This window comes from Pseudomonas sp. WS 5051 (genome assembly GCF_012985715.1).
Classification (GTDB): domain Bacteria; phylum Pseudomonadota; class Gammaproteobacteria; order Pseudomonadales; family Pseudomonadaceae; genus Aquipseudomonas; species Aquipseudomonas bubulae.
The window spans coordinates 1-24,514 of the sequence record NZ_JAAQWV010000008.1; the positions used below are offsets into that span (position 1 = coordinate 1).

At 53.8% G+C, this 24,514-nt stretch carries 19 protein-coding genes; 9 read left to right on the top strand and 10 right to left on the bottom strand.

The genetic code is table 11. From position 1 onward, the window contains the following. Positions 1-514 precede the first annotated feature (514 nt). The gene (gene rhtA, locus HBN79_RS14520; RefSeq protein WP_095022873.1) at positions 515-1,414 is read left to right on the top strand and encodes a threonine/homoserine exporter RhtA; all 900 of its coding nucleotides are present in this window, start codon (positions 515-517) and stop codon (positions 1,412-1,414) included. Positions 1,415-1,565: 151 nt separating this feature from the next. Then, positions 1,566-1,847 carry a hypothetical protein gene (locus HBN79_RS14525; RefSeq protein ID WP_095001639.1) on the top strand — a complete coding sequence of 94 codons (282 nt, stop codon included), beginning with the start codon at positions 1,566-1,568 and terminating at the stop codon, positions 1,845-1,847. A 49-nt stretch (positions 1,848-1,896) separates the two neighbouring features. Here the strand turns inward: HBN79_RS14525 and HBN79_RS14530 are convergent, their stop codons facing one another. Both HBN79_RS14530 and HBN79_RS14535 read right to left on the bottom strand, forming a co-directional pair. Then, entirely contained in the window at positions 1,897-3,717 is a 1,821-nt protein-coding gene (locus HBN79_RS14530) for an aminopeptidase P family protein (protein WP_169916838.1), read from the bottom strand. Positions 3,718-3,773: 56 nt separating this feature from the next. Continuing rightward, positions 3,774-4,943 carry an aminotransferase class V-fold PLP-dependent enzyme gene (locus tag HBN79_RS14535; RefSeq protein WP_169916839.1) on the bottom strand — a complete coding sequence of 390 codons (1,170 nt, stop codon included), beginning with the start codon at positions 4,941-4,943 and terminating at the stop codon, positions 3,774-3,776. Between the two features lie 331 nt (positions 4,944-5,274). Between HBN79_RS14535 and HBN79_RS14540 the strand changes: the two genes are divergently transcribed. Both HBN79_RS14540 and HBN79_RS14545 read left to right on the top strand, forming a co-directional pair. Then, on the top strand, positions 5,275-6,360 hold the full coding sequence (locus tag HBN79_RS14540; RefSeq protein WP_095019291.1) for a sigma-54 dependent transcriptional regulator: 1,086 nt from the start codon (positions 5,275-5,277) through the stop codon (positions 6,358-6,360). Between the two features lie 172 nt (positions 6,361-6,532). Then, positions 6,533-7,312, top strand: coding sequence for a TSUP family transporter (locus tag HBN79_RS14545; protein ID WP_095001643.1), 780 nt, complete (start codon positions 6,533-6,535; stop codon positions 7,310-7,312). Here the strand turns inward: HBN79_RS14545 and nudC are convergent. The 5 genes from nudC to gnd all read right to left on the bottom strand — a co-directional run bounded on the left by nudC (position 7,280) and on the right by gnd (position 12,393). Continuing rightward, positions 7,280-8,110: an NAD(+) diphosphatase gene (nudC, locus tag HBN79_RS14550; RefSeq protein ID WP_095001644.1), complete on the bottom strand. Its 831-nt coding sequence runs from the start codon at positions 8,108-8,110 to the stop codon at positions 7,280-7,282. The genes HBN79_RS14545 and nudC overlap by 33 nt on opposite strands. 30 nt (positions 8,111-8,140) lie before the next feature. Further along, positions 8,141-8,953, bottom strand: a complete 813-nt coding sequence (locus HBN79_RS14555) for a crotonase/enoyl-CoA hydratase family protein (protein ID WP_095001645.1) — start codon at positions 8,951-8,953, stop codon at positions 8,141-8,143. Between the two features lie 124 nt (positions 8,954-9,077). Continuing rightward, complete coding sequence (locus HBN79_RS14560; RefSeq protein ID WP_169916840.1) at positions 9,078-9,896, bottom strand: HAD family hydrolase; 819 nt, start codon at positions 9,894-9,896, stop codon at positions 9,078-9,080. Further along, the gene (zwf, locus tag HBN79_RS14565; protein ID WP_095001646.1) at positions 9,893-11,416 is read right to left on the bottom strand and encodes a glucose-6-phosphate dehydrogenase; all 1,524 of its coding nucleotides are present in this window, start codon (positions 11,414-11,416) and stop codon (positions 9,893-9,895) included. The genes HBN79_RS14560 and zwf overlap by 4 nt, the downstream gene beginning before the upstream one ends. Beyond that, complete coding sequence (gene gnd / locus HBN79_RS14570; protein ID WP_095001647.1) at positions 11,413-12,393, bottom strand: phosphogluconate dehydrogenase (NAD(+)-dependent, decarboxylating); 981 nt, start codon at positions 12,391-12,393, stop codon at positions 11,413-11,415. The genes zwf and gnd overlap by 4 nt, the downstream gene beginning before the upstream one ends. A gap of 362 nt (positions 12,394-12,755) precedes the next feature. On the opposite strand from gnd, the gene HBN79_RS14575 reads away from it, so the two are divergent. After that, complete coding sequence (locus tag HBN79_RS14575; RefSeq protein WP_095001648.1) at positions 12,756-14,498, top strand: phosphoethanolamine transferase CptA; 1,743 nt, start codon at positions 12,756-12,758, stop codon at positions 14,496-14,498. Positions 14,499-14,637: 139 nt separating this feature from the next. Further along, positions 14,638-16,851 (top strand): TonB-dependent siderophore receptor, encoded by a 2,214-nt coding sequence (locus tag HBN79_RS14580; RefSeq protein ID WP_095019293.1) that lies wholly within the window; start codon positions 14,638-14,640, stop codon positions 16,849-16,851. Positions 16,852-16,903: 52 nt separating this feature from the next. Here HBN79_RS14580 and HBN79_RS14585 read toward each other — a convergent pair whose 3' ends face one another. From HBN79_RS14585 to HBN79_RS14595, 3 genes are all read right to left on the bottom strand, one after another. Further along, on the bottom strand, positions 16,904-17,389 hold the full coding sequence (locus HBN79_RS14585; protein ID WP_095019294.1) for a GNAT family N-acetyltransferase: 486 nt from the start codon (positions 17,387-17,389) through the stop codon (positions 16,904-16,906). A 90-nt stretch (positions 17,390-17,479) separates the two neighbouring features. Further along, complete coding sequence (locus tag HBN79_RS14590) at positions 17,480-17,848, bottom strand: hypothetical protein (protein WP_232527641.1); 369 nt, start codon at positions 17,846-17,848, stop codon at positions 17,480-17,482. Then, positions 17,820-19,250 (bottom strand): ATP-binding protein, encoded by a 1,431-nt coding sequence (locus HBN79_RS14595; protein ID WP_262372521.1) that lies wholly within the window; start codon positions 19,248-19,250, stop codon positions 17,820-17,822. The genes HBN79_RS14590 and HBN79_RS14595 overlap by 29 nt, the downstream gene beginning before the upstream one ends. A gap of 89 nt (positions 19,251-19,339) precedes the next feature. Here HBN79_RS14595 and HBN79_RS14600 point away from each other — a divergent pair, with 89 nt between their 5' ends. The 3 genes from HBN79_RS14600 to HBN79_RS14610 all read left to right on the top strand — a co-directional run bounded on the left by HBN79_RS14600 (position 19,340) and on the right by HBN79_RS14610 (position 24,249). Next, on the top strand, positions 19,340-20,935 hold the full coding sequence (locus HBN79_RS14600) for a recombinase family protein (protein ID WP_057384460.1): 1,596 nt from the start codon (positions 19,340-19,342) through the stop codon (positions 20,933-20,935). Between the two features lie 323 nt (positions 20,936-21,258). Next, positions 21,259-22,905 carry a hypothetical protein gene (locus HBN79_RS14605; RefSeq protein ID WP_169916841.1) on the top strand — a complete coding sequence of 549 codons (1,647 nt, stop codon included), beginning with the start codon at positions 21,259-21,261 and terminating at the stop codon, positions 22,903-22,905. 342 nt (positions 22,906-23,247) lie between these two features. Continuing rightward, positions 23,248-24,249 (top strand): replication initiation protein, encoded by a 1,002-nt coding sequence (locus HBN79_RS14610; RefSeq protein WP_169916842.1) that lies wholly within the window; start codon positions 23,248-23,250, stop codon positions 24,247-24,249. Positions 24,250-24,514: the final 265 nt, after the last annotated feature.

A 24,514-nucleotide genomic window follows, 5' to 3' on the forward strand; every position in this document is an offset into this window, starting at 1 on the left:
TGCTGATAATCTTGTTGACTATCAGTCTGACTCCACAAGCACCCACACGAATTGCTTGATTCAATTGTTAAAGAGCGGTTGGTCAGCTTTCGCTGTACCGAGGCGCGCATTCTACAGCAGCCTCTGTATCTGTCAAGCGGTTATTTTAAGATGTTTTCAAAGTTTCCTCTGTAACATCAACCACTTGCGCTTTCGATCTCTCGTTAGCGGGAGGCGAATTCTACAGCGTTACACGCTGCTGTCAACACCTCATTTCCTGCTTCGATGACTTGAAGCTGACACCGCCGAAAACCATCCAACTCATTGAAACTCAAGGAGTTTTCCGTTTCGACTGCGCCGGAAGTGGGGAGAATTATAGACAGTTACAATTTCGAGTCAAGCATTAATCGAAACTATTGATCTGTAAGCGCCTATAGCGTGAAAAACGCCAGAAGTTGCGCACTATATTGCACATTCTCAATCAGTTAAGCATCATGCCTGCCTTAAAGCCCCTCAAACCCAGGCACACTCCGTAATGACAAAGCTCCCCCGCAACCTGATGGCGACGCTTTTCCCTGTTGGCTTGCTGCTTATTGCCATGGCTTCGATCCAATCGGGTGCATCGCTGGCTAAAAGCATGTTCCCCATCATTGGCGCCCAAGGAACAACCAGTCTGCGCCTGGCATTCGCCAGCATTATCATGTTTCTGATACTGCGCCCCTGGAGAGCCAGGCTCAGCGCAAAATCCTTAAAAACCGTGATTGTTTACGGGATAGCGCTGGGGGGGATGAATTTCCTCTTCTATATGTCATTGCGCAGCGTTCCGCTGGGTATTGCTGTGGCCCTTGAGTTCACGGGACCTTTGGCCGTGGCTATTTACACCTCCCGCCGGCCGATCGACTTCATATGGATAGGTCTGGCAATCACCGGACTGCTGCTACTCATACCTTTTGGTGAAAGCACGCAAGGAATCGACCCTCTCGGCGCGGGTTACGCGTTGAGCGCCGGGGTCTGCTGGGCACTGTACATTCTTTATGGGCAACGGGCCGGAGCGGATAATGGCGTGCAGACCGCTGCTTTAGGCGTAATTATTGCAGCACTTTTTTTCGCACCTATAGGTGTGTACCACGCTGGCGCCGCATTATTGACTCCAGGCCTGATTCCCATAGCCATTGGCGTAGCCCTTATGTCCACCGCTCTGCCCTACACACTTGAGATGATCGCCCTGACACGCATGCCAACTCGAACATTTGGCACACTGATGAGCATAGAACCCGCCTTCGGAGCACTGTCGGGCCTGTTGTTTCTGAATGAGATCTTGTCATTTACGCAATGGATGGCCATTTCCTGCATCATCATGGCTTCGATCGGGGCGACTTTAACCATGCGCAACCATTCCACACCTGTTGCTACTGACAAAAAAGACGCCAGTTGACACAGTTATTGTAATTGACTCTCATTTAAGGGATGTTTGTCACTCCAGATTCATCAGGCCGATTCAGGATACGGACATCTACAGGGGCCACGGACAGGCAGCCTCACACATGCGTATCCCGTAAACCCGATGCAAACGCTTAAGGACAGGAATGAAACGTATTTTGGTAGCTTTAGCCGTACTTGCTTTAACCGGCTGCGCTGCAACCTCCGAAACCTCCGTCAAGCATGGCAAGCGAGGCCTGCATATCAATTGTTCGGGATTGTCCTCCTCGTGGAACAAATGCTATGCCGAAGCCGACAAGTCTTGCGGAACCAAGGGATACCGGGTGATTGCCAAATCGGGTGATGCGGCCGAAGAGCCAGGGGACTACCCGTTCGGCCTTAACCCCGCGGGTTATACCAGTCGCAGCATGATTGTCATCTGCAGGTAGTAACACCTGTTGCCATGCTGTCGACCCGACCGGCAGCATGGCATCAAGATCAGCGCTTGATCGCGACGGGTGCCGTACGAACCTGCAACCACTCCAGAGCGGCGCCTGCAAGCAGCGGACTCAAACGCTCGAGAACCTGGGCGTGGTAGCCATCAAGCCACTCGACCTCCTCACGCGTCAGCAATGATGGTTCCAGACAGCGAGTGTCAATCGGACATAGCGTCAGGGTTTCAAACTTCAGAAACACTCCAAACTCCGAATCACCCGCTTCCCGGTTCAACACCAGGTTTTCGATGCGCACCCCCCAACGACCCGGACGGTATGTCCCCGGCTCGATCGAGGTAATCATCCCCGGCTGCATTGCCGTGTGCGGCGCCGGTGCAGCCTGATAGGCGATAACCTGTGGCCCTTCGTGCACGTTCAGGAAGTAACCGACGCCATGCCCAGTGCCGTGCCCATAATCGACGTTTTCAGCCCAGATCGGTGCCCTGGCAATCGAGTCCAGCAAAGGCGAGAGGATGCCCTTTGGAAAGCGAGCACGAGACAAAGCGATCACGCCTTTTAGTACACGGGTGCAGTCACGTTTTTGCTCATCGGTCGGCGTGCCGACGGGAACCATGCGCGTGATATCGGTCGTGCCCCCCAGGTACTGCCCGCCCGAGTCAATCAACAGCAAGCCGTCACCTTCAATGACTGCATGTTCTTGTTCGGTGGCATGGTAATGGGGCATTGCGCCATTGGCATTAAACGCAGCGATGGTGTTGAAACTCAGTGATACAAACCCGGGACGACGGGCACGGGCCGCAGTCAGCTGTTCATCAATCGTCAGTTCGGTAATGCGCTCACGCCCAAAAGCCGTTTCCAGCCAGGCAAAAAACTCACACAGTGCAGCACCATCCTGCTCCATGGCCTGGCGAATATGAACGGCGTCATCAAGACTCTTTTGCGACTTGGACAAAGTCGTAGGGTTCAAACCCTCAACCAGCTTCACTTCAGGCTTCAGGTGGCCGATCAGCCCACAGGTCACGCGGGCAGGGTCTACCAGCAACCGGGTAGTGGCCGGCAAGGACGCCAGCGCCGCATTGATCCCGGTGTAGTCGCACAGCTCTATGCCTTCGCGGGCCAGGGTGCCACGCAGTTCGGCACTGACCTTGTGCAGATCGACAAACAAGGTAGCCCGGGCCTCCTCGATTAATGCAAACGACACGAATACAGGGTTGAAAGAGACATCCGAGCCACGCAAGTTGAACAACCAGGCAATGTCATCCAGGGTTGCAATGAAATGCGCGTCTGCTTTGCGCTGCTTGAGTGTTTCGCGCAACTGCTGGAGCTTGTCGACCCGACTGACCGTCGCTTGTGGTGGCAAGTGCTCATACACCGGCTGCACCGGCAGTGTTGGCCGATCCTGCCAGACAAGGCCAAGCAAATCGATATCCGTGCGCAAGGTTGCACCGCGCTCCTTGAGCCGGCTTTCAAGGGTTCGTGCTGAAGCCAGGGCAAGAACGGCGCCATCAACGCTAACCGTTGCACCTTCTGGCGTTTGTTCAGCCAGCCACTCCAGAGGACCCGGCTGCCCGGGCAACAGTTTGACCAGTTCAATGGTGCTGCCACTGAGCTCTTTACCCGCTTGCTCCCAGTAACGGCTGTCAGCCCACACGCCGGCGAAGGTCGGCGTGACAATCAATGTGCCCACTGAACCGTAAAAGCCTGACAGCCACTGACGGCCCTGCCAGTAGGCAGGCAAGTACTCCGAAAGATGGGGATCGGCCGAAGGCACGAGAAGCGCATGGATCCCGTGCTGGCTCATCACTGCCCGGGTGCGTTTCAAACGCTCCACAACAGACCCCGAATTCAACACCTGAGTACTCATTTATTCTCCTGCCAGTAACTGGTAATTATTATTCGTCGCTGATGATGGATCAGCCATCAAGGTTGGGCAACCGCCCAAAAAGGTGCGGGCGCTGCTACGCAAGCCTTGATTGCCTTTGCAGCTACATCGATGTCCTGCTCGCGGGTGAAGCGGCCAAGGCTCAGGCGGATGGTACGCCCGGCCTGGCGTGCATCATGCCCCAGCGCCAGCAGCACATAGGAAGGCGCATTGCTGGCCGAGTTGCATGCCGACGTTGCCGAGTACGCCAACTCGCTACTCAAGGCAGCGCTGTTAAAGTGTCCCTCGCTGAAGGTCAGGCTCAAGGTATGAGGAATACGTTGGGTCGGACAACCATTGCATTGCAGGCCCGGCACATCGGCCAGTTGTACAAGCAAACGCTGACGCAATTCACGAATATGCTCCAGCTCTTCGGCAAACGACTGGTTGGCCAATGCAAAAGCTGCGCCCATACCGGCAATTTGATGCGTCGCCAGCGTTCCAGAGCGCAAACCGGACTCATGCCCACCACCGTGAATCTGCGCCTGCAAGCGATCCTGTGCCCGCGAGCCCACATACAACGCGCCGATACCTTTGGGGCCATAAATCTTGTGCCCCGAAAACGACATCAGATCGACGGCCCACTCATTCAGGTCGATGGCTACTTTGCCTGCACCTTGCGCAGCATCTACGTGAAACAACGCACCATGCTCGCGCACGCGACGGCCAATCTCCGGGATGTCATTCACCGTCCCCAGTTCATTGTTGACCAGCATCAGCGACACCAGCAGCGTATCTGCCCGCAGGGCGGCGCTGACCTGATCGGCGCTGACAAGCCCGTTGGCATCAGGTGCCAGGTAGGTCACGTCAAAGCCTGCATCCTGTAAAAAACGCGCGGTATCCAGCACCGCTTTGTGCTCGATCTGGCTGGTGATGATATGCCCGCGCAACTGGCCACCGGCCTGTGCCACACCTTTCAGGGCCAGGTTGTTGGACTCGGTAGCGCCCGAGGTCCAGATGATCTGCTCCGGCCTGGCATTGATCAGTTGCGCGACCTGCTCTCGGGCCAGTTCTACCGAATGCCGGGCTTGCTGACCAAAGACGTGGGAGCCGGAAGCTGGATTGCCAAAGTTGCCTTCAAAGCCCAGGCATTCGACCATCACCTGGATGACACGAGCGTCCACGGGAGTGGTGGCCGCGTAATCGAAATAAAGAGGTCGCTTGTTCATTGTTCAAATCCACTGAGCGCTTTCCTGAATCAGGGCGTCCCTGATTGAGGATTAATGAGACCACTTGAAAATGCGGCCGTTAGAAATAACTGATTGAGCCGGGTGAAAACAGGTAAATAAGAGAAAACCCTCCCAGGCTCAATCCTAAATTAAGGAGGCCTGGAAAGCAGTGTCTTATAAAGCGCTAAAAACACGTCGCGATGCAAGTCCGATATGCAATATCGATATATAAATATGGAATTAGGTTAGTTTACGGAATAACAAAATAACTTTATAAAGCTGCCTCCGGCTTTCCTTTTGTGGGCAGAGCCCCTGTTAAAAGGAGCTGTCAATGCAGCTTTTAACATTACCTGCCACCCCGGCACTGGCCACGTCCATACGCGCCACGGCCCAAGTATTTGAAGACCCAGCGTCCAAAGCGCTGTTGACGCACTTGCAACAAATTGCCCCCAGTGATGCCAGTGTGCTGATCATTGGAGAAACCGGCACCGGCAAGGAGCTCGTTGCACGCCATATCCATCAGCTCAGCCACCGGCACCAGCAGCCATTCGTGGCGGTCAACTGCGGGGCGTTTGCCGAGTCACTGGTTGAGGCTGAGTTGTTCGGCCATGAAAAAGGTGCTTTCACGGGCGCCCTGAGTGCAAAATCCGGCTGGTTTGAAGAGGCCGATGGCGGCACGTTGTTTCTGGATGAAATCGGCGACTTGCCGCTGGCCATCCAGGTCAAGCTGTTGCGCGTCCTGCAAGAACAAGAGGTTGTGCGGCTGGGTTCGCGCAAAAGCACCCCGATCAACGTTCGGGTGCTGGCTGCCACCAACGTCAACCTGGAGCAGGCCATCGATGCCGGACATTTCCGCGAGGATCTCTACTACCGCCTGAATGTTGTCAGCCTTGCGTTGCTGCCCTTGCGCGAGCGACCTGGAGATATTCTGCCGCTGGCCCGCCACTTCCTGAAAACCTATCGCCAACGCCTGCCCCACGGGCCAACGGCCCTGAGCGAGTGCGCCGAGCAAGTCCTGGTGCATCACCCCTGGCAGGGCAATATTCGCGAGCTGGAAAACGTCGTGCACCACAGCCTGCTGCTGTGCCGCAACCAGACCATCACGGTGCAGGACCTGCGCCTGTCCCAGTCACGCAGCAGGCGCCAGGACTTGCCGACGCAACAACCGGTTCAACACACTACCCGGGATCTGTTGCAGCGCGCATTTCGCAAGCTTTTCGAAGAAGAACCGGGAGCCCTGCATGAAACCGTCGAAGACGCCCTGCTGCGCAGCGCTTATGAATTTTGCCATCACAACCAGGTGCACACGGCCAAATTGCTGGGCTTGAGTCGCAACGTCACCCGCACCCGGCTGATCAAGCTCGGTGCACTATCAGTCAACGTCCGGCGGATGGATGCCGACGCTCTCGTCTATTAAAAGATCGCCCGCTGACGCAATTGCCTGACCGTAGCGCCAAACGATCCCCATGATCGTTCATGGCGCCGTCGGGCAATCACAAAAGCCCTATCGCCGCTGTTCTCGCTTATCGGTAAGATGACGTCCTTCCCGCGCGCCTGCGCTGTACGTCCCGCCGAATTAAGTCGATCCCATGCCTTTTGAACTCAGCGTAGATTTGACCACCCTCGCCATTCTGGCCGCCGTTGCTTTTGTTGCCGGTTTTATCGATGCCATCGCAGGTGGTGGCGGCTTGCTCACCACCCCTGCCCTGCTCACCGCAGGCTTGCCGCCACATCTTGTGCTGGGGACCAACAAACTCAGTTCGACCTTCGGCGCAGCCACGGCGAGCCTTACATTCTACCGTCGCAAACTGTTCCATCCCCGCGAGTGGAAACTGGCCATTTTCGGCACCTTGGTCGGCAGCCTGATTGGCGCAACTGCCGCCCATTACATGCCCGCAGAATGGCTCAACAAGATGCTGCCGGTGATTGTCTTCGGTTGCGGGATTTACCTGTTGTTTGGCGGCACCCCAAAAACACCCGTCGACAACGACGCGCCGATCAAAAAGAAATGGCAATTGCCGCAGGGTCTGGGCCTGGGGTTCTATGATGGCGTGGCCGGCCCGGGCACCGGTGCGTTCTGGACTGTCAGCAGCATGCTGATGTACCCCATCGATCTGGTGAAGGCCAGCGGTGTGGCCCGCAGCATGAACTTCGTCAGCAACATTGCAGCGCTGTCGGTGTTTATCTTTTCCGGGCATGTGGACTGGATAATCGGCCTGACCATGGGCTTTGCAGTGATGGTCGGCGCTTACTTTGGCGCCCGCAGCGCGATCAGCGGCGGCGCCAAGTTTATTCGTCCGGTATTTATTACCGTGGTCCTGGGCCTGACCGTGCGCCTAGCCTGGCAGCACTGGTTCGGCATGGCCTAAGCGACGCGCCACATACAGGTCGATAAGATAGCGCGCAATCGAGCGCGACGCCGGCAACGGCGGTAATTGATGCACATTGAACCACTGCGCATCTTCTATCTCATCGGCCTGGGGCACAATCTCGCCCCCGGCATATTCCGCGTGAAACCCCAGCATCATCGAGTGCGGGAACGGCCAGCACTGGCTGCCCACATACTGGATGTTCCTGACCTCCAGCTGCACTTCTTCGCGCACTTCACGAATCAGGCAATCCTCGGCCGACTCGCCTGGCTCGGCGAAGCCCGCCAGGGTGCTGTAAACCCCCGGCACAAAGCGCGGCGAACGGGCCAGCAGCACTTCATCACCACGGGTAATCAACACGATCATACTCGGCGATATGCGCGGGTAACTGCGCAAGTCACAGGCAGCGCAGTACATCGCCCGCTCCCTTGACACCTGCGTCATGGCCTGCCCGCAACTGCCGCAAAAACGATGTTCACGAGCCCAGGTGCCGATTTGCGCGGCATAACCCAGCACTTTATAAAGCGTGTGGTCGTCGCCCAGCATAAAGGCGCGCAAGCCCTGCCAATGGCAGCCCTCTACCTGAGCGGCGCCCTTGAGCTCCAGCAAATATACCGGCTCGCCGTCGAGGTGGCCGATGCCATGCTCGGCCAGTACCGGCAAGTTCTGGCGTTTGAGCCATTCGCGAGGGAACAGCGGGCCATTGTCATCATTCAGAAAACCGTCGGGGCCGCGCGCCACGGCCCAGCCGCCAGTCAGGTCTGTATCCAGTACTGCCGTGATCCAACGCGGTGTCATCAAGTGATCCTTGTTCAGGTTACAAAGCCTTCAATCGAGAAATTCGGGTTTCTGCTTGGTCATATGCGCCGTCATTGCCAGGCGCAGATCGCTGGATTGCAGCATCGCAGCATTCCACGTCGCAACATATTCCAGGCCATCCTCCACTCGGTGATCGCGCATATAGCCGATCATCTGCTTGGTGCCAGCAATGGCAATCGGCGATTTACTGGCGATTTCCTGGGCAATCGCCATAACGCCCTCAAGCAACGCCTGTTGATCACTGTAGACCCGGTTTACCAGGCCGATGGCGCGAGCTTCATCTGCCGCGACCATACGCCCGGTGTAGGCCAGCTCGCGGAGCATGCCATCACCGATGATACGCGGCAGGCGTTGCAGTGTCCCGACATCGGCGGCCATGCCCATATCGATTTCCTTGATCGAGAACTGTGCATCTTCAGCGGCGTAGCGCATGTCGCAGGCGGCAATCAGGTCTATCGCCCCGCCAATGCAGTAACCCTGAACCGCTGCCAGAACTGGCTTGCGGCACTGGTCAACGGCAGTAAACGAGGCCTGCATTTGCAGGATTTTTCGTCGCAGCATGCGGGCGTTGCGCCCCACATCCTTGCCCATTTCATTGGCCACCGACGCCAGCAGCATCAGGTCGATGCCGGCCGAAAAATGCTTGCCCGCCCCACTGAGCACCACCACACGCACCGCGTCAGTTTCATCAATCCACTGGAAGATATCGATGATTTCGGACCAGAACGCAGCATTCATCGCATTGACCTTTTCAGGTCGATTGATCTGTACATGGGCGATATTGCCGTTCAACTCAACCTGAAAAGCCTGGTAATCGGACATAACCTGAATCCTTTGCGGGGCGCCGTCGCCGGCCGATAAGCGGCGGACTATAACAAGGCTTGCAGGCTGCAGGCAGGCCGCGATCACGCCAAAATACGGACAAAACGACCTGTCACAGCCCCCTTCAGCGCGTCAGGATAAACCGCTCGATCGCCTGGGCAACGCCATCTTCAGTATTGCTGCCGGTGACATGCATCGCCTGCTCGCGAATAGGCGCATCGGCCTGGCCCATGGCAATCGACAGCCCGGCACGCTGGAACATGGCCGGATCATTGCCGCCATCTCCTATCGCCACCGTGCGCTCAAGAGGCACACCCAGGTGTTCGGCCAGCGTGGCAAGGGCATCGCCTTTATTGGCCCTGAGCGCGGTGATATCAAGATAACGGGCCTGGGAGCGGCTGGCAGAGGCCTCCCCATGCAGTAACTTCTGCAAACGCTGCTCCAGCTCGACCAACAAGGGTGCATTGCCGGTAGTGGCCACTATCTTGTCCACCCGGTGCAGGTAGGGTTCAAAACTCTCGACTACCAGCGGGGCATAACCCAGGCCCTGCTGCTCGTGGGCAACCATCGGCCCCGTCGGGTCGCGCAACAGCCACTCATCGTCGGCAAACACCCAGACCTCAACGTCATGCCCGGCCAAAAACTCGAGTGTCTTGAGTACGGCCTGGTACGGCACATGGTGGGACTGCAGCACGCTGCCATCGGCGTTGACCAGCACCCCGCCATTGAACCCGGCAGTCGGCAGCTCAACCCCCAACTGCCGGATATAATCGCGCATGGCCCGTGGCGGGCGGCCGGTAGCCAGGGTGAAATGAATGCCGGCGGCCTGCAGCGCCTTGACTGCCGCCAGGTTGCGCGGGCTGATGCTGTGATCAGGTAAAAGCAGGGTGCCATCCATGTCACACAACACCAGCTCAATCGGGTTTTGCTTCACGTCTCTCATCCTATGTTGAGCCAGACACGCCCATCGCGACCCAGCAATTCTTTAGCGGCCTCAGGACCGTCTTCACCGGCCTTGTACGGTTGCACGTCCGTTTGTTCCTGCCACGCGTCCAGAAAAGGTTGCACACCCCGCCAGCCGTTTTCAATGTTGTCCGCACGTTGAAACAAGGTCTGGTCGCCAGTAAGGCAGTCGTAGATCAAGGTCTCGTAGCCTGTTGAAGGCTGCATTTGGAAAAAGTCCTTGTACGCAAAACCCAACTCGATATTGGCCATTTTCAGCCCCGGTCCGGGTTGCTTGGCCTGCAGGTCAAACCACATGCCTTCATTGGGCTGGATCTGGATCCGCAAATAGTTGGGCTGCAACCGTTCAACGTCGGTGTCACGGAATTGCGCATAAGGCGCAGGCTTGAAGCAGATGGCGATTTCAGTGTCCCGCGCACTCATGCGCTTGCCGGTGCGCAGATAAAACGGCACGCCCACCCAGCGCCAGTTGTCGATCATCACCTTGAGCGCAACGAAGGTTTCGGTGCTGCTGTCGGCCGCCACGTTGTTTTCCTGGCGATAACCCACCACCGGCTTGCCGCCGGACTCACCCTGAGTGTACTGCCCGCGCACCGAGTTCTTCAGCGCATCCTCTTTGGACCAGGGGCGGATTGCGCCAATCACCTTGGCCTTTTCACCGCGCACCGCATCGGCACCAAAGGCCGCAGGGGGCTCCATCGCGACCATCGCCAGCAGTTGAAACAGATGGTTGGGCAGCATGTCGCGCAAGGCGCCGGTGTGTTCGTAAAAACTGCCACGTGTCTCAACCCCGACGGTTTCTGCCGCCGTGATCTGCACATGGTCAATGTAATGATTGTTCCAGAAAGCTTCGAAAAGCCCGTTGGAGAAACGGCTGACCAAAATGTTCTGGACGGTTTCCTTGCCCAGGTAATGGTCAATCCGGTAGATCTGCTTCTCGCTCATGACGCTCAGCAGGCATTCGTTCAATGCCTGGGCTGTTTGCACGTCAGAGCCAAAAGGTTTTTCAATGACTACCCGGCGAAAAGCCTCCGGGGTTTCCTTGAGCAACCCGCTGGCGCCCAGCCGCTGCACGACTTCGCTGAAAAAGCGCGGTGCAGTAGCCAGATAGAACACCGCATTGGCGGTGCCACTGGCGAAAATCTTCTGTTCCAGCGCCGCGTAGGTACTGTCATCGAGAAAATCGCCCTGCACATAGCTGATGTTCTTCGCCAGCGAGGCCCATAGAGCGGCATTCAAGCCCTCGCCGTCAGGATGATCCACTTTGCTGGACGCTTCATTGCGAATGAAGTCTTCCAGCTTTTTGGCAAATCCCTCATCACTGATCGCATTGTGGTCGACGCCCACAATGCGCAGGCCACCGTCCAGTAAACCATCACGACTCAAGTTGTACAGCGCCGGCATCAGCAAGCGCTTGACCAGATCACCGTGGGCACCAAACAAAAACAGAGTGGTGGGCGGCGCAGGCTTGGCATCAGGTTTACTGGACAGATCGGTCATTTTTTAGGCGTCTCCACGTGGCCGCCGAAACCAAAGCGCATGGCTGACAACAATTTGTCGCCATAGAGGCTTTGCTGGCGTGAACTGTAGCGGGCAAACAGGGCTTGCGACAACACTGGCACCGGGGTCGACTGCTCCATTGCGGCCTCGATGGTCCAGCGGCCTTCGCCACTGTCTGCGACGGCGCCCGAGTAGCCATCCAGCGGCTCATCAGTGGCCAGAGCATCGGCGGTCAAATCCAGCAACCAGGAAGACACCACGCTGCCACGACGCCAGACTTCAGCGATATCACCCAGGTTCAGGTCAAAACGCTGCTCTTCAGGCAGGTTTTCACCACCTTTCATCTTCATCAGGTTGAAACCTTCGGCGTACGCCTGCATCAAGCCGTACTCGATACCGTTGTGCACCATTTTGACGAAATGGCCAGCGCCAGCCGGGCCAGCATGGATGTAACCACGCTCGGCACGGTCATCGTCAGAGGTGCGATCCTTGGTCCGCGCAATATCGCCCATGCCTGGCGCCAGCGCTGCAAACAGCGGGTCCAGATGTTTCACGACAGCGCTGTCTCCGCCGATCATCATGCAATAACCGCGCTCCAGGCCCCACACGCCGCCCGATGTACCCACGTCAACGTACTGGATGCCTTTCTCGGCCAGCGACTGAGAACGACGAATGTCATCCTTGTAGAAGGTGTTGCCGCCATCAATGATGATGTCATCGGCGTCCAGCAACTCGCTCAAAGTCTCGATGGTGTCTTCGGTCGGCGCACCGGAAGGCAGCATGACCCAGACAGCACGGGGTTTGGCCAGGCCTGCGACCAGCGCTGGCAAATCGGCAACGGCGGTGGCGCCTTCCTGTTCCAGAGCGCTGACAAAGTCGGTATTGCGGTCAAAAACCACGGTTGTATGCCCATTGAGCATCAGACGCCGCGCGATATTCCCGCCCATACGGCCCAATCCAATAATTCCCAACTGCATGTACTGTTGCTCCCAACGACAAATAAATAGGTGTACAGCACCTCGGTGCAGCATTGCCCAAGGTGCCCGATCAGGATCAGCCCTGACACATGCTGCATAGTTTCGCACAAGCTGGAGGGCAGATTCCCGATTCAATACACTCAACAGACGGACGAAGCAGTAAAGACTGCAAAAAACGTAAAATTTTCAAGGTGCGACAAGACCGATCCATGTCTACCAGCCCGATCATGGGTGACAAAGTTTTCACATCCCCTTGGCGATACTTAAACACTTTGTGACTGCCCACTCTTGAGGCAGTACTCATGTGCTGTGCCTGGCTACATGGCACTGACCATTCAAGTAGTTATCAGCTGGAGCGCTGTATGGGGATGTTTAAACGCAGTAATACATCTGCGAAGGGATTCGATTGGGCAGGCCTTGGCTGGCTGTTCCTGTTCTTTTGGTATTTTTCCGGCATTACCCAACTGCTTATCCAGCTGACTGGCACTTCCGGGTTCTCAGGCTTTCGCCAAGCCTTTGTGATGAGTGCCATCTGGCTGGCCCCGATGCTGATGTTTCCCAGGCACACCCGGGCAATGGCGGCGGTCATTGGTGTCGTGCTGTGGGCCTGTTCGATGGCCAGCCTGGGCTACTTCTTTATCTATCAACAGGAATTCTCGCAAAGCGTCATCTTCATCATGTTCGAGTCGAACATCTCTGAAGCTGGCGAATACATGACCCAGTACTTTGCCTGGTGGATGGTGCTGGCATTCCTGGCACATACCGCCTTTGCGGTGTTTCTGTGGACCCGCCTGCGCCCGGTGTATTTGCCGCGCATGCAGGCCTGGGCTGCAGCGGTGGCCATATTGGTGGCGGTTATCGGCTACCCGCTGGTCAAACAGACGATCAAGCACGACAACCTGGCCACGGCCATGGAAAGCTTCGAAAGCCGTGTTGAACCTGCAGTACCGTGGCAGATGTTAGTAGCTTATCGCCGCTACCTGGAGCAACTGGACAACATGCAGGGCATGCTCGCCAGCGTCAGCAAGATCCCGCCACTGACCAACCTCAAGGACAACGAGGCCGGCAAGCCGACTACCCTGGTACTGGTCATTGGCGAGTCCACCAACCGCCAGCGCATGAGCCTGTATGGTTATCAGCGCGAAACCACGCCAAACCTCGACAAGTTGCGCGATCAACTGGCCATTTTCGACAACGTGGTGACACCGCGGCCCTACACCATTGAAGCGCTGCAACAAGTGCTGACCTTTGCCGACGAAGAAAACCCCGACCTGTACCTGAGCACCCCGTCACTGGTCAGCGTGATGAAGCAAGCCGGTTACAAAACCTTCTGGGTCACCAACCAGCAAACCATGACCAAGCGCAACACCATGCTCACGACCTTCTCCGAGCAGGCTGACCAGCAGGTTTACCTCAACAACAACCGCAACCAGAACGCCCGCCAGTATGATGGCGACGTGATTGAGCCCTTCAACAAGATCCTGGCCGACAGCGCCCCGCGCAAGCTGATCGTGATTCACCTGCTCGGTACGCATATGAGCTACCAGTACCGTTATCCACCGACCTTTGACAAATTTGTCGACCGTAGTGGCGTACCCGCCGGTTTGAGCGATGCACAAGTACCCACCTACAACAGCTACGACAATGCCGTTCTGTACAACGATTTTGTTGTATCGAGCCTGATCAAGGACTTTGCCAAGACCGACCCCAATGGTTTCCTGCTGTACCTGTCGGACCACGGTGAAGACGTGTTCGACTCGGTCGGCCACGCGACGCTGGGCCGCAACGAGGCCAAGCCGACAGCCCCGATGTACACCATTCCGTTTATGGCCTGGGCCTCGCCCAAGTGGCGTGAAAACCATGCCTGGAATTTTGCTGCCGACCTCGGGCGACCTTACAGCAGCTCGCAGTTTATCCACACCTGGGCAGACCTGGCGGGCCTCAGTGCCGACGAACTGGACGACAAAAAAAGCCTGGTCAGCGACACGTTTGTCGCCCGCCCGCAGCTGATTGGCGACCCCTACTCGCGCCCACAAAAGGCCTTGATCGACTTCAGCCTGATCAAGCCCAAACAGCCCGCCCCTGCCAACGTGGTCCAGCAATAATCAACGTGCGGGGCGCACGGCGCGCCCCGCAGGTTTCCGACACTTCTTTACAAATAATTCTCTTTTCGCCTAACTCCGCGCCTTGTCATTCGTTTGAAGCACTGAACAACTTCATAACAACGACAAGGAGTCGGCAGCGATGTTCGCGCCAATCACCCGTTCCATGACCCTCACCCTCGGCCTCATCAGCAGCGCCGCATGCCCGCAATTACTGGCGGATACCGAGCAGGAAGAGGTCAAGAAAACGACCCGCTCACTGGAGCTGGGCACCACCAGCGTCACAGCCCAGGGCCTGGGTGCCACCACAGAAAATACCGGTTCCTACACCACGGGCTCGACCAGTACCGCGACCAAACTCAACTTGAGCATTCGCGAAACTCCGCAGTCGATCTCGGTCGTCACCCGTCAGGAAATGGACGACTTCGACCTCAACACCCTGACCGAAGCCATGCGCCATACCACAGGCATTGTGGTACAGCACAACGACTCGGACCGGGTCAGCTACTCGTCCCGCGGCTACACCATCAATAACTTCCAGATTGACGGCATGCTCAACACCTTCAGTTTTATGAAGACCGATGCCGACACCATTATCTACGACCGTATTGAAGTAGTGCGCGGCGCCACCGGCCTGACCACCGGCGCGGGCGACCCGTCGGGCACCATCAACATGATCCGCAAACGCCCCACCCACCAGTTGCAGGCCAAGGCCGGTGCTTCGGGCGGCAGCTACGACAACTATTACAGCTATGTCGATGTGGGCGGCCCGCTGGCCTTCGACGGCCGCCTGCGCGGGCGCACGGTGCTGGCCTATCGCGATAGCAAATCGTTTCGCGATATCTACGCCCTCAAGCGCGAAGTGGCTTACGGCATTCTGGAAGCCGACCTGAGCGACAGCACCGTTCTGGCCGTGGGTTACGACTACCAGGACAAGCAGGTAAAGGGTTCTTCCTGGGGCACCACACCTTACTGGACCGGCTCGGGCGACAAAGCCAATTTCGGGCGCTCGACCAACCTGGCGACTTCCTGGAGTTCATGGCCGATGAAGGACAAAACCGCCTTCGCCACCCTCGACCAGCAATTGGTCAATGACTGGCGCCTCAAAGCAGCCTACACCCATCGCACCAGCGACGCCGAAGGTAAGGTTTATTACGCCGGCGGCGGCTTCCCTAACCCCGATGGTACGGGCATGTCGGCCTATGCCAGCCACTTTATCGGCGAAGAGAAGATGAGCGCCGTTGACGTCAATATCTCGGGCACCTACCCCTTGTTCGGGCGTGATCACGAGTTGATGGTGGGTTATGGCCAGGCCAAGAACGACAACACCTCGCCCCTGATGGTTGACCTCAACCCGGACGACTACTACAACATCCCCAATTGGCAAGACATGAGCGCGATTCCCAAATATCAGGATTTCAATACCGGTATTGAAGGGACTCACGACGTCATCAAGCAGAAATCCGGCTACCTGGCCACGCGTTTTAACCTGACCGATCAATGGCATGCCGTACTGGGCACCCGGTATGGCAGCTGGCAAAGCTCCAGCACCAACTTCCCTGCCCCGAAAGTCAGCCAGACCCAAAACGATGTGATTACGCCTTACGCCGGCGTGCTGTATGACTTCACCGACGAGTTGACGGCCTACGCGAGTTATACCGACATCTTCAAGCCAACCACCAGCAAGGACGCCAGCAACTCCTACCTTGAGCCGGTGGTGGGCAGCAACTATGAGCTGGGGCTGAAGGGTAGCTTCTTGCAGGAGCGCCTCAACCTGTCGACGGCGGTGTTCTGGAGCAAGCAGGACAATGTGCCGGAAATCGATGACTCAGTACCACGCGGCCCCAAGGGCGAGGAATATTACAAATCCGGCGGCAAGGGCAACAAGATCAACGGTTTCGAAGTCGAGCTGGCCGGTGAAGTGATGCGCGACTGGAATATGCTTGCAGGCTACACCTACACCCATTCGCGCAACGCCGCAGGCCAGCGCATGAATACTGCAGCGCCCTTGAACATGCTGAAGATTTCGAGCACCTACCGCCTGCCTGGGGACTGGAATGCAATGACCGTGGGGGCGGCCGTCAACTGGCAAAGCGATATCTATCGTGCCGCCAATCGCCCGACCGGCGAGAAAAATGACAAAGGCAACCCGATTACCTTCAAGGAAGACATCACTCAGAAGTCCTACACCCTGGTCGACCTGATGGCCCGTTACAAGTTTGACGAACATGTCTCGGCATCCCTGAACGTCAAAAACCTGTTCGATGAAAAGTACTACGAAAACGTAGGTTTCTATAACGGCGTGTTCTGGGGTGATCCGCGGACGGTGAGTGTTGGCCTGGAGTGGACACTGTAGGCAGAGGAGGCAAACCTTGTAGCTCGTCAACTGCTACAAGGTTTTTCTACAGTTACAAATATTTGTTCCAGAACAGCATGCGCCCGTGCGCCGGGTCGAGCTGGCCATCGCTGAAGCCGAACTTGCGATAGGAGCCTTGTGCCACCGGGTTGCCCTCGAGTACTTCGAGGGTGATCTTGCAGCAGCCGCGTTCGCGGGCGATGTCTTCCACCTTGAGCAACATCTTCTGGCTCAGGCCCAGACCGCGAAACGTATCGACCACTGACACATCATGCACATTGACCAGGGGTTTGCCGGCAAAGGTGGAAAAGCCTTCAAAGCAGTTAACCAGACCCGCCGCCTCACCGTTGACGAACGCCAGTACGCTGAAGGCATGAGGGCGCCTGGCAAGCTCTGCCGGCAAGTGCGCCAATACCGTTTGCGACAACGCTTCACCTCCGCCCATCGGGTCCCGGGCGTAGTGATTCAACACGTCCCTTAACGCCTGGGCATGAACCGGGTTGGTATAGTCTGCTTGCACTACGACGACATCCGACATTACGGGTTTTCCTTGACGAGTCCGGGCATTGGTTTGTTGTAACAACGCCAGACCTTATCGCGGCCCCGGCAATGCAGACAAGTGCCTGTTTCAGGGGTTGGCAGAAACATCCAGCATCGGCATCACACTGGCAAGCTGATTCACAAAACTGTCGGCATCCGTGTAAATCAGTACATGCCGAAACTGCGAGTTGTCCTTGCGATATTCGACCTCATCCGCAATGACCTCACCTGCCATTTTCTGACTGATCAACAACACATCATATTCATTGGTGGGTGCTGCCTTCAGGCTTACCAGCGCCTCGCCATGGTACAAAGGCGCGATCCGGTAATAGCCCAGAATATTAAGAGCCCTTTCTATTTTCAGAGCCTCGTTCGGGTCTGCATCGGCAATCAGTATTCGTAAAGATTTTGTTGGCATTGCAGCCTCGTCATCCATGTGATTGATTAGCTTGAGCATAATGTTCAAGTTCGTCAGCCAGCTGCTCCATACTGCTGTGAAGTGCATCGACCGCGACGGTGAGTTCTTCTGATTTTCCGGACTGGCACACCGCTTCCAGTTGTTCGCAACACTCAATCAGCTTCCTGGCCTGAATAAGTCTGCCCCCTCCTTTGATGCCATGGGCCAGGGCAGCCAGGCCTGCGTAATCATCTTTCAAAAAGAGTTCGATCAGGGCAGTGAGATCGAGACGATTTCTTGTAGAAAGCTCTGCAAGAAGTGTATGAATCATCTGCTCATCACCCTGACTCAACTGTTTAAGATACGTCAGATCAATCCTATCGCCTCGATCAGATTCATCGGCATCGGTATATATCAGGTTCTGCGCCTGGCCAGTTGCCAGGCAGGCGCTCAAGTCTTTCAGGCTGATGGGCTTGAACAGGCATTGATCCATTCCCGCATCGATACAACGCTCAACTTCGCCGGGCTGTGCGTTCGCAGTAAAACCAAAAATCTGGCAAGGGGCCTTTCCCAGCTGCGCCTCTTCGGCTCGTATTGCCTGGGCCAACTGATAGCCATTGATGACCGGCATCGAGCAATCAGTAATTACCAGGTCGAAAGCCCCCTGCCGCCACGCCTTGAGGCCCAGCTCGCCATTCTCGGCGTCTGACACACGGTGCCCCAGATAGCTGAGTTGCTGGGCCAGCAGCATCCGGTTAGCCGGATAATCATCCACGACCAGAATGTTCAGCGACCGGGTAATGGCCGGGGCTTGCTCGAGGGCGTCTGCAGCTTGCTCTTCATGTTCAAGCAGAGGCACTACCATCATGATCTCAACTTGGGTGCCCAGCCCCTCAACACTGCTGAGGTGCAACTGACCTCCCATCATTTCGCAGAGCTCACGGCAAATCACCAGGCCCAGGCCTGAGCCCTGACGCGCAGATTGCGTGTTGTTACTGGACTGAACAAAAGGGTTGAACAGCAGGCTCTGGTCTTCCTCAGAAATACCCACACCGGTGTCCTTCACGCGCAAACAGATCGCTGTATGCTGCGCATCTGCAGCCAGCCCCAATGTCAATATCAGCCGGACCTCCCCCGTGTCCGTGAACTTGATGGCATTACTCAGCAAATTGGAAACGATTTGCTTGAAGCGTATCGGATCAATCAGCACATCCACATCCGCTGCCGGGCTCGATTCACAGACCAGGCTCAATTGCTTCTGCCGCGCCAGCCCATCAAACATTCGTGCCACGGCTTCTACCAGCGACTTGATATTTGAGCGTTTGGGGTGCAATGAAAGATGACCGGACTCAATGCGCGCGATATCCAGAATATCGCCAATCAAATCGAGCAACTCGTGGGCCGAGACTGAGGCCACTTCGATTGCGAAACGATCAATAACGCCTTGGTCGGCCTTTTTCATGGCCAATTCGAGCATGCCAATGACCGCAATGACAGGTTGATTTAGTAGAAAATGCTACCATCCCACATCGACAAGGGTTGAGAGCATCCATGACCAGCGCACACCCACTGCCCAGAGCCTTTGCAGAGGTCTTTCAGGGCAACGACAGGATCAACGTATACAGCTACATCCGCTTTTCATCCAAGGCCCAAAAGCTTGGATTCAGTGAGATGAGGCAGATTGATCAACTGAACCGCTTTTTCGAGCACTACCCACAGGCTCGACAGGTCGAGCGCTATGAAGACCTCGGCGTCTCTGCCTTCAAGGGCAAAAACCTGAAATCCGGGCAATTGGCCCTATTTGTTGAGCGAATCAAAGCAAAGGAGATTCTCCCCAATGCCCTATTGCTGGTGGAATCCTTCGACCGGATCAGCCGTATGGGCGGATACGATGCCCTTGAACTCATAATCTCCATAATCCAAGCGGACTGCGCCATTTATACGCTTTTTGATAATCGTCTCTACTCTCGCCGTAAAACAGACAGCAGCGCTGACATCAGCCTAATCCAGAACATTCTGGAACGGGCTAATGATGAGAGCCGTTCAAAATCAGAACGAGTATCGGACGCGAAAGCAAGAAATTTATTGAAAGGCGAAAATGGCGGGATCATAACCAAACGCTGCCCTTTCTGGATCAGCTTCACAGATGGGAAATTTGTCCTAAATGAACACGCTCAGGCCATCAGCCGAGCCGTTGAACTTTGCTTTGACATGGGATTTCAAGCAATTGCAAAAACGCTGAACGACGAGATCCATCCGAAAAAATACACAGAAAGCATCGTTGGTAAATTTTTACGCCAACCAGCAATCTATGGTTCATTTATCGCTATGGAATGGGACGAATCAGGCAAGCCGGTGCAGTTGAAGAAAGAAATTAAAGGCTATTACCCTGCTGTCATCACAGAAGCCGAATTTCATAGAATCAGTGTAAAGCTCCAAGAAAGACAAGATCCGAAACTGGCTGGCCGTAAAGCGGCAGAGTTTAAAAACATTCTCCGAGGATTGGTTTATTGCGCTTGTGGATCTGGTTTTCGCTACCACGCTCAGAAAAGTGGTTATGTTGATCTCGTCTGTTCTGCATCGCTAACTGGACGCTGCACCTCAGCCAAACCCGGAAAAGGCGTTAGATACCGCTATGCACGACTGGAAGAAATTTTTCTGGCTTATCAGGCAAAAATCCCCTTCCACAGAATTATTGCGAAAACAGAAGATATTCAAGCACTGGAAAAAGCCCATGGTGAAATTTCAGGATTGTTGATCCAAAAAGAAAAAGCATTGGCTAACAATTTTTCAATCTTGGAAAAAGCGTCAGAAAGTGCGCAAAAATACGTCCTAACCAGAATCGAAGAAGTGAGCCAAGAACTCGACCAGCTCAAAGCCAAAGAACAGGAAATCAGCCACAGAATTAGCACCCTGCACCTTGCAAGTAAATCCACCATTAACGTGATGGAAATTTACAAACTACTCCTAACGGAGCACGGTCGAATGAGGGTTAACAACTTCTTGCAAGGTCAGGGCGTAAGGCTCAATGTCACGCCAATAAAGAAGAAACACTATATCATTGATCTTTACCTTGGTGATATTCACATTGATCGCATTCAAGTGACCCCAGATGGTTATTTTGCTGATAAAACTGTTAACCTCTGACACCGCTATCCAGCCCTAAAAACGCACCCAAGCAAGCTTGGGCACCTTTTAGGGCTTTGCCCAAGAGCATTCAAGCAGGCTGGACAAATCCAGCCCAAAGCAGGCCCTAACAAGTCAGGGCCAAGCCGGACAAATCCGGCTAAGAGCAAAAGCATTGATCCAAATGCTAATATTGAAGTATGGCTTCTTTTAACCCGTTGGGCTTATTACCAGACTTAACTTCGTTAAGACGCTTCGCTTCCGGTAATAAGCACGGGTTCCTCGCCGGAATGGCAGAAGCAAAAGCAAAGCGGCACCAATAAAATATTCAACATGAGGACAAAATGAATGATAAAAAAATAACTTCGATGATTTTCAAGACTTTGAACTATACAAACGAGATCAAGAAAAAATCAACAAATGGACATGGCGGTCGCCGTCAATTGTTCAAGAGCCTGCGCCACTCTCTGCGCATTCCCGCAAGCCAGCCCAAGAAGCTGGAATGGTTCGATGAACAATCCCACCTTAACCTAATTTGGCTTCCAGAAACGGGCACGATAAAACTCAACGATTATCCAAAAGAACAGAGAGAAGCACTTCTTGTCAAAATAACGACCGAGGCGGAATCCCCGAGCATCGCAGAAGATAACAGGTCAGAACTTATTGCGTTGCGTGCCAAGTTAAAAAATACCGTGGAAAATGCCAGTAAAAAAGAAACTGATGATGGAAGCATTCTCGCCTTTCAGAACATCCTGAACGTGTCAGGCATTGCTGATACTGAACAACTTCTATCCGACCTTAACCAGTTCGACATTAAGCGCAAAGGCCAGAAACTCGACACAGCAAGGCAGTTTCTCGAATGCCATAACGAGATAGAACGTGGGGCCAAACCGCTGATCAAAAAAAATCAGGCGGTGATACAGGAAGCCTTTTTCAAATTCCCATCCAAGAATGAGGTTGAAGGTATACTGCCAGAAAAACGCATCGACCTAATAAGGAGTTTTTACAATAACATTTTCCCAGAATACCCTATTCATTTTGTTGTATTGCATGGTGATGAAGATGCCGACCTGACGGAGCATAGCGACCATCCGCATATTTTTATATCCACTAAAAACAGTAAGACTGGGCGCTATGATTTGCGAGACACACAGATAAAGAGGGTTAATGCTTATTTGAAAAAGTATCGTCCAGGAACAAATCCTATTGGCGAAAAACCCGACTTTCTGGAGTCACAGTTACTGTTTGGGTATCTGCAAGATATGTTTTACGCCTACACCAATAACACATTATTGAAAGAAACGCCTTATCGAGCCAAGAAGCACGAAAAGACAGAGGGACATATGAAAACCCTTCGATATATCAACGCAGAGGCTAAAAAACCGAAATCAGAACGAGAGTTCAGCCTTTACCACCTCGCCAAAGAAAAAAGAGATATTGCAATTAAAAATGCCGAATTAGCAAAGCAAGAGGCGGAAAAAGCCAAAGAATACACTCAAAAAGCAAAACGATATGTTTCCTCACAATTGACCAAAGCAGAGGATGCCATAGAGCGTCAAAGACTCGCAGAGCAATCCACAGCAGAAGAGAGAGAGCTTGCGGAAGCATACAGAAGAAAGTCAGAAAACTACCAAGGCGTAATATCAACTCTTCGAGTCGAACATGTAAAGGTAGAGGCCGACACCGCAAGGCTAAAAGCAGAGTTAAAATTATTCCGTAGCAATATGTCAGAGCTGATTGACGGAATAACCAATTGGCTCGAAGAAACTTTCGCCGCACGACGCAAGGATATTCAAGATAAATATTTGGAGAGAGCGAGAAAAGCATATGAGAGGGTTCGTGAGAATGACAAGTCCGAGGATAGTCGTTTTACCAAGAAGGCAGAGGCGCAGGTAGATACTCAACTGGCAGAATTAGAACTATATGACAATGAGCTTCTTGGCATGCCAGCGGCGAAGGAGGTAAGGAAAAGGATCATAAAGCCAATTTAATTTGTGCGTCCGTCGAAGACTTTTTAGACGCACAATGGAGATAGCTGAATCAGTTAACAAACCCCCATTGCTAAATGGGGATGGGCAAACCGTCGGAGACTATGATTTTTCGCTTTTTTAGAAAACCGTGAATAAATGATCAAGTCGATTAAAAACAAACCCCTTAAAACTTGCGCTTTAAGGGGTAAATGTTAGGTTATATAAAGGAGTAGAGATTATGCGCCGCCAAGCCATTTAATTTCTACATTATCAGTTTGCTAATTCAGTTTAACATTTAAGAATTAAGTTGCAAGGATAAAACATAATCTTCTCCTAAAAATAATAAAAATTTTAGAGGAGAATATGCGTGATACACAAACAGCCCTTGAGCTTTACAAGTCAAAACTTCCACCCAAGCCATACCATACGAATAATTATACCTTCGGCAAACAGGTAGGCTCTTTAAAATCAGCCCTTAAATCTACCTATCTACAACCAAACTCACTAACACATAAGTATTTCATTATTCTGGATTTAGACAGTGATACCAGTGTGCTGGACTGGACAGATAAAGGCTTACCACCGCCACATCTAATTGTTAGAAACTTGGATAATGGTCGTTCACATATGACTTACATTTTAAATACATCCGTCAAAATAGACGTAAGCGGGCGTTTAAAGCCTCTCAAATACTGTTCTGACGTGGAGCACGGCCTTGCTGTCAGAGTTGGCGCAGATATGAATTATAACGGCTTGTTGACCAAGAATCCGTTTAACTCATCTGCCTTTAAGGTTCTATCGTTTGCTGATCAACCTTATGACCTGGACTACCTTAACGAATTTGTAGATAAAGAACTCGTCAAGAAACAACGTGAAGCCAAAAAGAAGAAAAACATAGAGGATGGTTTTGCATCTGGTAGAAACTGCACTCTGTTCGACAATCTGCGAGTTTGGGCATATAACAATTGGCAGCATCATCACCCCGCAGAACTGCTATCGGTGATCCATGAGCAAGCGGAACAGTTTAACAACTTTGAGTGCCAGTTAGGGCGCAGGGAGGTCGATACCATTGCTGATAGCGTCTATCGTTTTGTAAGCCGTAATTTCTCCATAGAGAGGCTTAATGAGTTAAAAAGCGAGAGAGCGAAGCAATCAAGGCAGAAAAGCTCGGCAAATCTCATTTATGTGGATGGCAAGCCTTGGGAGGAAGAGGGAATACCAAAGCGAACCTACTATTATAGAAAGAAGAACAATGTCGATACTGATCGAAGAATAATTACCGAATTAAAGCCTTGGGAGAGACTTGGAGTTAGTCGAGCAACCTATTATAGAAGGGTCAAAGACGGTTTGATTGAGATTGCGTGAGACAAAAGTTGCACTTTTACTATATCAGGGATAATAGCCCCGTAGGGGAGTATCTTGGCGGAGGCTTTTCCCCAACTCACAGACAAATTTCGGAAAATATTATAGAAAGAAAAGCCAAGGACTAATTTAAGTGGCGAAATATCAATTTGGCACTAAAGTTAGACTTTTACTATATCAAGGATAATAGCCCCGTAGGGGGGGGGGGGCGCAACTTGGCAGGGGCTTTTCACAACAAACACATAAAATTTCTGAAAAATAGAAGACG